The 13,677-nt window shown below is 44.7% G+C and carries 8 protein-coding genes and 1 pseudogene; all 9 read left to right on the top strand.

Translation table 11 applies throughout. The features are described from left to right. The first annotated feature begins 50 nt into the window (after nucleotides 1-50). The 9 genes and pseudogenes from gltB to NFU07_RS07080 all read left to right on the top strand — a co-directional run bounded on the left by gltB (nucleotide 51) and on the right by NFU07_RS07080 (nucleotide 13,513). Entirely contained in the window at nucleotides 51-4,637 is a 4,587-nt protein-coding gene (gene gltB, locus NFU07_RS07115) for a glutamate synthase large subunit (RefSeq protein WP_251476207.1), read from the top strand. A 64-nt stretch (nucleotides 4,638-4,701) separates the two neighbouring features. Further along, nucleotides 4,702-6,189, top strand: coding sequence for a glutamate synthase subunit beta (locus NFU07_RS07110; RefSeq protein ID WP_251476206.1), 1,488 nt, complete (start codon nucleotides 4,702-4,704; stop codon nucleotides 6,187-6,189). A 239-nt stretch (nucleotides 6,190-6,428) separates the two neighbouring features. After that, on the top strand, nucleotides 6,429-6,851 hold the full coding sequence (locus NFU07_RS07105) for a hypothetical protein (protein WP_251476205.1): 423 nt from the start codon (nucleotides 6,429-6,431) through the stop codon (nucleotides 6,849-6,851). Between the two features lie 87 nt (nucleotides 6,852-6,938). Further along, a complete protein-coding gene (locus NFU07_RS07100) occupies nucleotides 6,939-7,844 on the top strand; it encodes an HD-GYP domain-containing protein (protein ID WP_251476204.1) in 906 nt (301 codons plus the stop codon). 166 nt (nucleotides 7,845-8,010) lie between these two features. Continuing rightward, nucleotides 8,011-8,541, top strand: coding sequence for a hypothetical protein (locus NFU07_RS07095; protein ID WP_235197348.1), 531 nt, complete (start codon nucleotides 8,011-8,013; stop codon nucleotides 8,539-8,541). 103 nt (nucleotides 8,542-8,644) lie between these two features. Beyond that, nucleotides 8,645-10,108: a circularly permuted type 2 ATP-grasp protein gene (locus NFU07_RS07090; RefSeq protein WP_251476202.1), complete on the top strand. Its 1,464-nt coding sequence runs from the start codon at nucleotides 8,645-8,647 to the stop codon at nucleotides 10,106-10,108. Next, a pseudogene (locus NFU07_RS17770) lies at nucleotides 10,101-10,985 on the top strand (alpha-E domain-containing protein); the annotation flags it as partial. The gene NFU07_RS07090 and the pseudogene NFU07_RS17770, both read left to right, overlap by 8 nt. A gap of 135 nt (nucleotides 10,986-11,120) precedes the next feature. After that, nucleotides 11,121-11,972 carry a transglutaminase family protein gene (locus NFU07_RS17765; protein ID WP_397443720.1) on the top strand — a complete coding sequence of 284 codons (852 nt, stop codon included), beginning with the start codon at nucleotides 11,121-11,123 and terminating at the stop codon, nucleotides 11,970-11,972. 95 nt (nucleotides 11,973-12,067) lie between these two features. Next, a complete protein-coding gene (locus tag NFU07_RS07080; RefSeq protein WP_251476199.1) occupies nucleotides 12,068-13,513 on the top strand; it encodes a DEAD/DEAH box helicase in 1,446 nt (481 codons plus the stop codon). Nucleotides 13,514-13,677 lie beyond the last annotated feature (164 nt).

The following is a 13,677-nucleotide window of genomic DNA, read 5'->3' as shown; positions in this document are numbered from 1 at the left end:
TATACTATCAAAACATTATGACACTTTATCGTAATGAAGGAGGCGATTTGATGAGCAAGAGAGAATATCCACAACAACAAGGACTCTATCATCCGGATCAAGAGCATGAGGCATGCGGAATCGGGATGATTGCTAATATTAATGGAGAAAAATCACATGCGATTGTTCAGAATGCAATCAACATTCTTTGCAACTTGGAACATCGGGGAGGCCAATCTTCGGATACGAGCACAGGGGACGGAGCGGGAATTTTAACACAGATTCCTCATCGTTTCTTTTTAAAGCAATGCGAAAAAGAAGGGATTACTCTTCCTGAAGCTGGAAAATATGGCATCGGGATGGTTTTCATGCCCCAGGATTATGAGCTGCGCATGAAAACGAAAGAAATCATCAAGCAAATTGTAGAAGAGGAAGGCCAGGAATGCCTAGGCTGGCGGCCAGTTCCTATAAATGATTCTTTTGTTGGGAAAGTGGCTTTGAAAACAAAGCCGGTCATACGCCAAGTATTTATTGCGGCTTCTGAAAATCTGGGAGACCGTATGGCGCTTGAACGCAAACTCTATGTCATCCGCAAACGCATCGAAATGGTTATGGGCGGCAATGAGGATTTCAAAGATGTCTATTTCAGCAGCCTTTCAGCAGGCACGATCGTTTACAAAGGCATGCTAATTCCTGAACAACTGGATTCCTTCTATATTGACCTCAACCACCCTGAATTCAAATCAGCGTTGGCATTAGTTCACTCCCGTTTCAGTACGAATACCTTCCCGAGCTGGCAACGGTCCCACCCGAACCGTTACTCAATCCATAACGGTGAATTCAATACCCTCAGAGGAAACGTGAATTGGATGCGTGCAAGACAAACGCTTTGCAGTTCTCCTTATTTCAATGAGCAAGAACTACAAAAGGTCTTGCCCGTTATTGATGAAAGCGGAAGCGATTCTTCAATGTTCGACAACTGTTTTGAATTCCTTCACTTATCAGGCCGCTCACTGGCGCATACCGCAATGATGATGGTTCCGGAACCATGGGTTAACGACCCGACCATTCGAAAAGAGAAAAAAGACTTTTATGAATTCCATAGTACGTTAATGGAGCCATGGGACGGACCGGCAGCACTGGTCTTTACGGACGGCCGTCAAATAGCGGCTTGCCTGGATCGCAACGGTCTTCGCCCCGCGCGTTATTACGTAACGAAAACCGGAATGATCGTTCTTGGATCTGAAGTTGGCGCATTGGACATATTTGCTGATGACATCATTTACAAAGATCGCTTGCGTCCAGGCAAAATGCTCCTAGTCGATTTAGAGGCTGGAAAAATTATTCCGGATGAAGAAATCAAAATGCAGATTGCCAAGGAACTTCCTTATAAAGACTGGATTGAGAACAATCTATTGGATTTGGATGATCTTCCTGCCCCTTCAATTCCTGGTCAGACAGTAACTAAAGAAAAATTTGTGGAGCAGCAGCTGGCATTCGGCTATACGACGGAAGAAGTTCAAAAAATCATCAAGCCATTGGCTACGGAGGGCAAGGACCCGGTTGGTTCAATGGGCTATGATTCACCGTTAGCCGTCTTATCCAAAAAACCGCAGCTTCTTTATAATTACTTCAAGCAATTATTTGCACAAGTGACGAACCCGCCGATTGACGCGATCCGTGAGCACATCATCACTGCTGCCCGCACAACGATCGGTGCAGAAGGGAATCTAGTGGATCCTCGGCCGGAAAGCAGCCGCCATATCCGTCTCGAGACACCTGTACTGACAAACGATGACTTGGAAAAATTACGCCAGCAGAAGCTCGTGGAGTTCCAAACGATTACGCTGCCGATTCTTTTCAAAAAATCCGGTGGACCGGAAGCGATGGAGCAGGAACTGGAAGAGCTATTTATAAAAGCCGATCAAGCTTATGAAGCTGGAGCTACTCTTTTGATTCTTTCAGACCGGGGTGTGGACGAGGAGCATGTGGCCATCCCTGCATTATTGGCCGTTTCCGGTTTGCACCACCATTTTATCCGCAAAGGAACCCGGACGAAAGTCAGCATTTTGCTGGAATCTGCAGAACCGCGGGAAGTCCATCATTTTGCCGCATTGCTCGGGTATGGAGCTGAAGGAATCAATCCTTATCTGGCTTTGCGCACCATAGAAGACCTGATTGAACAAGAAGACATTGTCGGTGTTCCTTATAAAAAAGCGGAAGCGAGCTATGTGAATGCCGTAACCGATGGAATCATCAAAGTTTTGTCGAAAATGGGGATTTCAACCATCCAAAGTTACCGAGGTGCACAAATCTTTGAAGCGGTCGGAATTCATATGGATGTCATCGATCGTTACTTTACGCGTACTTCTTCGCGGCTTGGCGGGATTGGCCTTGATATTATTGCAAAAGAGGCGCTGATGCGCCATGAACAGGCATATCCGGAACGCAGAACAGGAGATCGATTCTTGGAAGCTGGAGATGAGTACCAATACCGGGCAAACGGTGAGACGCATCAATACAATCCATTAACGATCCATACGCTGCAGCAGGCTTGCCGGACGAATGATTATCGAGTGTTTAAAAAATACACAGGCCTATTAACGAAAGAAACTTCGAATGTCCAGTCCTTGCGCGGGTTAATGGAGTTCAAGAAGCGGACTCCTGTTCCAATAGAAGAAGTGGAAACGATTGAAGAAATTTGTGCGCGCTTTAAAACAGGCGCGATGTCATTCGGTTCAATCAGCCAAGAAGCGCATGAAGCATTGGCGATTGCCATGAACCGGATCGGCGGCAGAAGCAATTCGGGAGAAGGCGGAGAGCAAGTTTCCCGTTTCATCCCTGATGAGAATGGCGATAGCCGCCGAAGCGCGATCAAACAAGTGGCTTCTGGCCGATTTGGCGTAACCAGCCATTATTTGGTCAATGCAGATGAAATTCAGATCAAAGTAGCTCAAGGAGCTAAGCCGGGAGAAGGCGGACATTTGCCAGGCAAAAAAGTATATCCATGGGTAGCGGAAGTCCGTGGTTCAACTCCTGGAGTAGAACTGATTTCTCCGCCTCCGCATCATGATATTTATTCGATCGAAGATTTGGCAGAGCTGATTTATAATTTGAAAAATGCTAATCCAATGGCCCGCATCAGTGTGAAACTGGTATCGGCAGTTGGCGTTGGAACCATTGCAGCCGGCGTTGCAAAAGGCCGTGCTGATGTTGTGTTGATCAGTGGATACGACGGCGGTACTGGCGCTGCGCCGAAGACGAGTTTGAAGCATACCGGTTTGCCATGGGAAATCGGATTAGCGGAAACACACCAAACGCTTCTGCTGAATGGTTTACGTGACCGGATCGTTGTCGAGACGGATGGGAAGATGATGACAGGCCGCGATGTCGTTACCGCTGCTTTGCTCGGGGCGGAAGAATTCGGCTTTTCAACGGCTCCATTAGTCGTTCTTGGCTGCGTCATGATGCGTGTATGCCATATGGATACATGTCCGGTCGGAATTGCTACGCAAAATCCTGAGCTGCGCAAGAAATACATGGGCGATCCGGAGCATGTCGCAAACTTTATGCGATTTGTCGCACAGGAAGCACGCGAGTTAATGGCGGAACTTGGATTCCGGACCATCAATGAAATGATCGGAAGAACAGATGTGATCGAAGCAAAACAGGCTGTAGACCATTGGAAAGCTAGTGGACTCGACCTTTCCGCTTTATTGTATCAGCCGGATCTGCCTGAAAAGGTAGGGCGTTACGCGACTGTAAAACAAGATCATGAATTGAAGAATACATTGGATTATACCGAATTGCTGCCGCGCGCCAGAAAAGCGATTGAATCGGGTGAGCGGGTTGATGTCACAACAGCCATCCGAAACATCCATCGCGCAACCGGCACGATCATCGGTTATGCCGTATCCAAAAAATACGGAGCAGAAGGATTGCCGGAAGACACGATCAATTTCAATTTCCAAGGGTCAGCCGGACAAAGTTTCGGTGCGTTCATCCCTAAAGGAATGACGCTTAAACTGATTGGAGATGCCAATGATTTTGTAGGGAAAGGTTTATCCGGAGGGAAAATCATCGTCTATCCGGCAAGCGATTCGACGTTTATTCCTGAAAATAATGTCATTATCGGGAATGTTTCATTTTACGGAGCTTCTGCCGGCGAAGCGTATATCCACGGAATTGCAGGAGAGCGTTTTGCGGTCCGTAATAGTGGGGCCAATATCGTCGTTGAAGGTGTCGGAGATCATGGCTGTGAATATATGACAGGCGGTCGCGTTGTTATTTTAGGCAAGACTGGCAAAAACTTTGCAGCCGGCATGTCGGGCGGCATCGCTTATGTATTGAATGAAGACGAGACATTTGCTGAACGCTGCAATGCCGAGCTTGTTCACATGCAGCCGCTTGTCGAACCGGGAGAAATGGAAGAATTGCGCCATATGATCGAACAGCATGTTCAGTATACAGGCAGTAAAAATGGCAAACGCCTGCTCGACAACTGGAAAATCTATTCGGCTAAATTCGTTCGGGTCATTCCGAAAGCGTATTTGAAAATCAATGAACGCATCAGCAAATTGCAGGAAAGCGGAATGGCAAAATCTGATGCCGAAATGGCAGCATTTGAAGAAAGCAAAATGGCAACAGGAAAAGCGTAAGCGGCTGGTCAGCTCTGAAAGGCATAAGCGGCCATCTATGCAAGTAAAGAATTGGAGGGGTTTGATGGGAAAAGCGACTGGTTTCATGGAATACAGCCGGCAAACAGTGAAAGAACGAGATCCGGCAGTACGGAAAAAAGATTGGTCGGATTATACAATCCCTCTTTCAGATGAAGAAGTGAGAAAGCAGGGGGCACGCTGCATGGATTGCGGCGTGCCGACATGCCAATCCGGCATGGAGTTGGAAGGATCAACGACGGGTTGCCCAGTTTACCATTTAATTCCTGAATGGAATGACTTGGTGTACCGAGGGCAATGGAAGGAAGCGTTGCGGCGGGAACACGTTATGAACAATTTTCCGGAATTTACAGGAATGGCTTGTCCAGCTCCTTGTGAAGGGGCTTGTGTCCTCGGAATTAATGAACCGCCAGTAGCTATCCGAACAGTTGAGCGTTCCATCATCGAAAAAGGGTTTGCGGAAGGGTGGGTCGTTCCGGAACCGCCTCTTTCAAGAACCGGCAAAAAAGTGGCGGTTATCGGCTCGGGTCCAGCTGGATTAGCAGCTGCAGCCCAATTGAATAAAGCGGGACACCTCGTGACCGTGTTTGAAAGAAGCGACCGAGTCGGAGGTTTGCTGACTTATGGAATCCCGGAAATGAAATTATCGTATGACGTTGTGCTTCGCCGCGTCAAAATTTTGGAACAAGAAGGCATCACATTTATTACAAACACTGAAGTTGGAAAAGATTATCCGGTATCAGCGCTTCGCTCGGATTTTGATGCTGTGATTATGTGCACAGGAGCTGCTGTACATCGTGATATCGTTGTAGAAGGCCGTGATTTGAAAGGCGTCCATTACGCAATGGATTTTTTGCATGCCAATACGAAAAGTTTACTGGATTCGAATTTAGCGGATGGCAATTATATTTCCGCTGAAGGAAAAAATGTGATTGTCATTGGCGGTGGAGATACGGGAACAGACTGCCTGGCCACATCCGTTCGCCACAATTGCAAAAGCTTAGTGCAATTTGATGTCTACGATAAAAAAGGCGCATTGCGCGATGACTTAGGAAACCCATGGCCGCAATATCCACGTGTGCACCGGGTGGAATATGGACAAAAAGAAGCGGCAGCTGCATTCGGGGAAGATCCACGAGCATTCGCTGTTATGACGAAGAAGTTTGTAGGCGATGAAAATGGCCAGCTTAAAGAAGTTCATACGGTGAACGTTAAGTTAAGAATCGATGAATCAGGCAACCGAATCCGCGAAGAGATTCCGGGCACGGAAAAAGTCTGGAAAGCGGATCTTGTCTTGATTGCCATCGGATTTAGCGGACCTGACCAGAAGTTCATTGAACAGATGGAAGTTGAAACAAGCGCAAATTCCACGGTCAATGCGGAATATGGAAAATATACTACCAATGTCGAAGGCGTTTTCGCAGCTGGAGATATGCGAAGAGGCCAGAGCCTGATTGTATGGGCGATTAATGAAGGAAGAGAAGCAGCAAGAGAATGCGACCGTTATTTGATGGGTTCGACCGTGTTGCCTTAATTTTTGGAAGACCAGACATTTGTCTGGTCTTTTTTTTAGGTGAAAAGTCTTTACAAAAATAGAATAGAAAGAAAATTTAGAAAATGTTGTGTAAAAAACATGATTCATATATACTATAATAGGTGCAGCGAGATTAACTTTAATAGGTATTACTGCTAGGCTCGAAAGAATCAGGCATTACTACATAGAACAGTTAAACTTGTGTTCACCACATCATTTAATTGTCGGGAGGAAGAAGAATGTTCAAAAAAGGTTTTGTTGCATTGTTACTATCTGTACTTCTTGCTGTTATGGTTGGAACTACTGCTTTTGCTCAAGAAGCAGTGATAACTCCAGAAATCGCACAAGCGCTTAACGAAGTGGAACAAGTAAATGCTGAAATTTACGATGTAATTGCAAAAGGGCAAGCCCAGGCAGATCAATTATATGAAGACTATCTTTTAGCTGTTAGTGAAGCTGGAGACCCGGCTTTGTTGAAAGCGGATTATGAACAAAAATTGACGAAAATCATTTCTGAAGTTGACGTAAAAACTCAAGAAATTACACGCCACGGGGTTGAAAAAGCCAGAGAATCAGGGCTTAATGTAGAAATCGAATGGATTCCTGTCCAGTTCGCAGATCGCATCGCCTTAATCGATCCAATACGAGTAGTAAGCTGGTAATTTTCAATGGATAAAACCTCATAGATACAGTAAGATGAGAGTATCGGGATACCGATACTCTCATCTTTTTCTAAAGGACGTGTAATCGTGAAAGGCTTAGACATATTGAAGAATGGGTACCTCGAAAAAGTGAATAATGATTCGACAACTCTAAGTCTACTTGGACGTGGAAATAGTTTAGAAATAATGAAGCAAGCGATTCAAAAAGATCGGTTATTCATTCTTTTTCCAGGGGAAGATGCCGACGTTGAGGAGTTTTACTATATAATTGAAGGCGAAATCGAAGGCGAAATCGATGATGAGAAAGTAAGATTGTCTGCCAATGATTTTTTTTCTACAAAAAATTTAGAAACTACAGTAGATTTTTATACCAAATCGGACGTTATCCTTTTGTCGATTTCGACAGCTCCAGTGTTTCAGGAATTAAGTGGAGAAATCAAGGAACTGAGAAAAATCGGGGAAGCGGTCGAGCAGAAAGACCGCTACACTTTTAATCACAGTTCACGTGTTGCGCATTATGCAGTAAAAACAGCGACTAAAATGAAATTGCCGAAGCAAAGAATCCAGAATTTATATTCGGCCGCTTTTCTTCATGACATTGGCAAGATTAATATACCTGAAGAAGTTTTAAAGAAACCCGGTAAACTGACAGATGCTGAGTTTGAACTGATTAAGAAGCATCCAGGTGATGGTGCAGCAATGATCAGAGAGACTCCTTACGCAGAACTTGCGGATATCGTTGAGCAGCATCATGAACGAGTGAATGGGCGAGGCTATCCTTTCGGTTTAGTGGATGAAGAAATTTTAATGGAAGCGAAAATCATCGGTGTCTGTGATACGTTCGATGCGATGACGGAAGACCGCGCTTACCGAAAAGCCTTTACCGCTGAGTTCGCTTTGGCAGAAATTAAGCAACTTGCGGGCATTCAATACGATCCGGAAGTGGTCAAGGCTTTTGAACAAGTGATAAAAGAAGAAGGCAAAATTACGTAAAAAGCTAAAGCTTTTTCACATGGCAAAATTGAATGAGTTGTATAATTTATGTGGCACCTTTGGCTTAGAAGGTGTCTTTCTTTTTTCCTTTTTTATGTTTGAAATAGGCTAAAACAGTCAATACTATGAGCACAGTGTATTTTAAAACTGAAAAGGAGAGATGAAAATGGCTAGAAATTCAGGCGGTATGTTTGGCAAGCTTGTGTTATTAGGCGTCGGGGCAGTAATTGGTGCAGCAATGACCCAGAAAAAAGTAGATTCCAACGGCAATGAAACTTCTCAAGCCGGCAACTTGAAAGAGAATGTGAAGAAAGGGCTAGACCGCTTCAATGAACAATCAGGCGGAATGGTCGACAAAGTGAAACCAGGCGTGAGCAAAGCGGTGGAAACAGTGAAAAGTGCCATTGAAGGCCAGCAAAAAATGATGGATAAAGAAAAAGACATGTTGGATAAAGCCAACCAAACTTTGCAGGATGAAGTGGGCGGCACGTCTACTAAAGATTCTTCTTCTACATCAAAAACGGCTGGGTCCAGTGCTTCAGGCTCATCAAATACGAGTTCTTCAAGCAGTGTTTCTCCAGACACTTCAACCCCGAGCGGCGGAGTCTATGGCGGCAGTACGGATTACAGTGAGTCATTGAAAAAAGATTTATCAAATGATTCTTCTTCAACCGATAAATCGACTTTCGACAAATAAAAGTGAATATCCCAACAGAAAAGCTATTGCTCGCAAGCCTATGAGCTATAGCTTTTTTTAAGCTTTAAAATTAACGGAATATTAAGAAAGGGTGAGTTGTATTATGTTTGATTCCTATCAGGTCAAGCCTTTTTTCGATGAGATGTTCAACGAGCAAAAGGTTCCGAAACCGCATTACCGGAAGTTTTACGACATCTTGCAGCGGTTTACCGAAGAAGAACTTAAAGAAAAGCATGATACAGCTCAACTTGCATTCTTGCGGCAAGGGATTACGTTCACGGTTTACAACAACAATGTCGGGACGGAAAGGACCATGCCTTTTGATTTTGTACCGATTATCATCTCTCGGGACGAATGGCAAACAATTGAAAAAGGCATGATTCAGCGTACGGAAGCTCTTAACCGATTTCTCGATGATGTCTATCATGAACAGAAAATCCTCGAAGACGGCATCGTGCCCCGATATTTAGTTGAAGAAAATCCCTATTATTATTCAAAGCAAGTGAAAGGAATTGATATTCCTCTCAAGAACCATATTTTCCTGGCTGGCATCGATTTGATACGCGATGAATTTGGAAAATACCATGTTCTTGAAGACAATCTGCGGAATCCTTCGGGCATGTCTTATGTGTACCAGAATCGTTATGTCATGAGGCAGGTCTATCCTGATTTCTTCGCTAATCATTCAGTGCATGCGCTTGAACATCAATTATCTTATCTTCATCAGGCCATGCTTGACCATATGCCGAACACCTCGAATGAAAAACCTTTTGCGGTTTTATTGACACCTGGAATGTACAACTCAGCGTATTATGACCATGTTTTTTTGGCTCAGCAAATGGGCATCGACTTAGTGGAAGGAAGGGATTTAATCGTCAAAAAGAATATCGTCTATATGAAGTCGATCCGTGGACTGCAGCGGGTGGACATCATCTACCGCCGGATTGATGACGATTTTCTTGATCCGCGAGCTTTCAGAGCGGATTCAGCACTTGGCGTGCCTGGGCTGCTTGAAGCTTACCGGCACGGGAATGTAGCCATATTAAACGGCATCGGCAACGGAGTCGCAGACGATAAGGCAATTTACGCATACGTGCCAGACATGATCCGCTACTACCTCGGCGAAGAGCCGATTATCGATAATGTAAAAACGTATTTGCTTAGCAACAAAGAAGATCGCGAATGGGTTCTTGAACATCTTGAAGAACTCGTCGTAAAAAATGTTGGCGCATCAGGCGGCTACGATATGCTTGTCGGTCCCCATGCTTCGAAAGAGCTGATAGAGAAATTCCGGGAGAAAATCATCGAATCTCCTCATCAATATATTGCACAGCCTACTATTAAGCTTTCAAGGGCTCCTGCCTACCAAGGTGAAGAATTTTATCCGTGCCATGTAGACTTGCGGGTATTTGTCATGAGAGGCAATGAAACGAAAGTGCTTCCGGGCGGCCTTTCGCGAGTTGCCTTGAAGCAAGGTTCTTTAGTCGTAAACTCCTCTCAAGGAGGGGGCGGAAAAGACACGTGGGTGTATAAAGAAAAAGAGGATAGGGGGCTTCTTGATGCTTAGCCGAGTAGCAAATGCCTTATATTGGATGTCACGGAATGCGGAAAGGGCAGAGAATAACGCACGGATACTTGACGTGCAATTGCTCCAGATGATTGAAGCTTCGGATGAAGATTTGGTCAGGGACAGCGATTGGAAACTGATCTATGAAATTTGTGCCACTCAGCAAGAGTTGGATTATTTGAAAAAGCAGCAAGCGTATGGCGAAGACCACTTGATCCATTATTTAGCAATAGATGATCAGAATTTGAATTCCATTTCGAATTGCGTACGAATGGTGAGAGAGAATGCTCGGGTAAGCAGGGACCATATCATAGATGATTACTGGAAAACTTGGAATGGCTGTTATTTGGCTCTCCAAGAAATGAATCGAGCCGAATGCGAAAACGGCCAGATCCGTTCGTTTTTGGAGCGGGTAAAAACAACGGCACTGACATCGCAAGGAATCATCGAATCATCGATGTCGAGAGGCGTGGAATACCAAATCATCAAAATCGGCAAATGGCTTGAACGGGCAGAAAAAACGGCCCGAATTTTGAATGTTGTATGCGACCGCACGTACGAGCAGCAGCTGGATGAACAGACCGAAGACTACTACTATTGGCTATCGGCTCTCCGAATGACCAATGCCTATGAAGCATATTTGAAATCGCATCCGCCGAAAATGGATCCTCGGCAAGTATTGAGCTTTTTGATTTCGAACAAAGCTTTTCCGCGCTCGATCCGCTATTGCCTCGACCATGTAAGGGAAGCGATCGATGTGTTGGAAGACGGCAAAGTTTCGCATTATTCTTGGGAACTTTATGCCAAATTGGATGAAATGCGCACCGAATTCAACGAAGTAAAAATTGAAGAATTTACGACAGATGAAATGATGAATTTTCTCAACCATTTCCAGGACGGCTGCAATGAGATTTCGCAGCTTTTCTCCAAGACCTATTATTTAATCGATCCAACCATTCAAGAAACAGGTTTCAGCCAATCCCAAACCATGAGTGCAGAGGAGATCAGTTCTATGAAATATCAAATTGAACATACCAATATTTTTAAATATGAATCCATCGTCGACCAAAGCATGAACTCAATCCGGCTGAAGCCCAGAACCGATGAATGCCAGCGTCTGCTTTCTTACCGGGCTGACATTACTCCTGCTTCTGTAACAAAAGAACATATCGATATTTGGGGGAACCACGTCGAAACCTTTTTCATTGCGGAGCATCATGAGCATCTTGAAGTGAAAGCGACCTCGATTGTCAGCATCCAGAAAAGCCCATTTATCCACCGCATCGACTATTCGCCGGAAATGAATGCGATTTTCCATTCTCAATTATTCAGCGAACATTATTTAGCTTTCCTGAGCAATACCGCTTACACTTACCTGTCGCCGGAACAAATGGCGCGGGTGGATGAAGAATTAGGAGAGATGAAGAATCCGGTGCAGTATTCGATTGACGTCATGGAATACATCCATAGCCATTTTACTTATGATGGAGAATCGACCAATGTGTCGACAAAAGCGGAAGAATCATTTGACTTGCGGAAAGGGGTTTGCCAAGACCTGACCCATGTCATGCTGGGAATTTTGCGGGCCAAACAGATTCCTGCGCGTTATGTGAGCGGCTATTTGTACGTGGGCGAAAATTCGGCGCTTGTCGGAGATGCGGCAAGCCATGCCTGGGTGGAAGTGATGGTGCCGGGAATCGGCTGGGTCGGCCTGGATCCGACCAATAACGTGGAAGCGCTGGAACATCATATTCGCGTCGGAGTGGGACGGGATTATAACGATGTCAGCCCGGTCCAAGGCGTCTACCGCGGCGGCAGCCAATCTCTAGAGGTGAAAGTTTCCGTCAGTCTTCTGGATCAATGACAGTAGTTTCAATAATTGATTTACGGCAAAAAAATCCGATCCGTGAGATAATGAAATAAGGTGTACGTTTTTGAACGGAAAAGGAGCAATAATAAATGAGCAATCAACAATTTAATGATTTTCAACTAAGTGAACCGATTTTACGGGCACTCGAAGGCCTTGGCTACAAGAGTCCGACCGAAGTACAGGAAAAAGTGATGCCAGCTGCACTAAAGAAAACGGATGTAGCTGTGAAATCACAAACCGGCAGCGGGAAGACGGCAGCATTCGGCATACCGATCTGCGAACTCGTGGATTGGGAAGAAAACAAGCCGCAAGCGTTGATTTTGACGCCTACGCGGGAATTGGCCGATCAAGTAAAAGAAGACATCACGAACATCGGACGCTTCAAACGCATAAAAGCAGCCGCAGTTTACGGCAAACAGCCTTTCGCTTACCAGCAAGCCGAATTAAAACAGAAATGCCATGTTGTAGTGGGAACGCCAGGCCGTGTACTCGACCATATTGAACGCGGGACAATCGACTTAAGCCGCATCGCTTATTTGGTTCTGGACGAAGCGGATGAAATGTTGAATATGGGCTTTATCGAGCAAGTGGAATCCATCATCAATAAATTGCCGAAAGAGCGGACGACCATGCTGTTTTCTGCGACATTGCCGGAAAACGTTGAAAAGCTGCAGCAAAAATACATGAGGGATCCGGAACATATCGAGATTGCCTCCACGCACACATTAACGGATCAGATTGAACATTCACTTTATGTAGTAGATGAAAAAAGAAAGTTCTCTTTGCTGCGGGATGTCACTATTATAGAAAATCCAGATAGCTGCATCATCTTTTGCCGAACAAAAGACAATGTGGATTTCGTTATGGAGCAACTTGAAAAACATTATTACACATGCGATAAATTGCATGGAGGAATGGTTCAAGAAGACCGTTTTGAAGTAATGAATGATTTTAAGCGCGGAGAATTCCGCTACTTGGTGGCGACGGATGTCGCAGCGCGAGGCATTGATATCGACAGCATCACCCACGTCATCAACTACGATCTCCCGTTGGAAAAAGAAAGCTATGTTCACCGGGCAGGAAGAACAGGGCGTGCAGGCAAGACGGGGAAAGCGATTACGTTTGCTACACCTTACGAAGACAAGTTTTTAAATGAAATTGAGTCTTATATCGGTTTTGAATTGGAGCGGAATGATGCTCCATCTAAAGAAAGAGTAGCGGAGGCAGAGATAGCCTTCACTGAAAAAATGGAAAGCCGTCCAAAATTGAAGAAAAACAAAAATGAATTGGTCAATAAAGACATCATGAAATTGTATTTCAACGGCGGTAAGAAAAAGAAACTCCGTGCTTTTGATTTTGTCGGCACCTTGACGAGTATTCCGGGAATGACTGCGGAAGACATCGGAATCATTAAAATTCAAGACACGGTAACTTATATTGACATCTTAAACGGCAAAGGGCCGATGGTACTAAAAGCCATGAAAGACAAAACGGTCAAAGGCAAGACATTGAAAGTCCATAAAGCCAATAAATAAAAAGAATTTAGAGAGGTTCTGTCCGTACAGAATCTCTCTTTTTTTTGTGGGCAAAAAGCTTCAGGTGTTTTGACAACAAGGCAGTAAAAGAGAAAAGAAAAGCATTGAAAACGAAGTATTTTGAATATTCAGAGGTACTTTTGTCACAAAAAAGAACCCAATTG

Origin of the sequence: Planococcus sp. NCCP-2050 (genome assembly GCF_023708025.1) — a bacterium.
GTDB lineage: Bacteria > Bacillota > Bacilli > Bacillales_A > Planococcaceae > Planococcus.
Note: the sequence above shows the minus strand (reverse complement) of the source record. Positions and strands in the feature narration are given on the sequence as shown.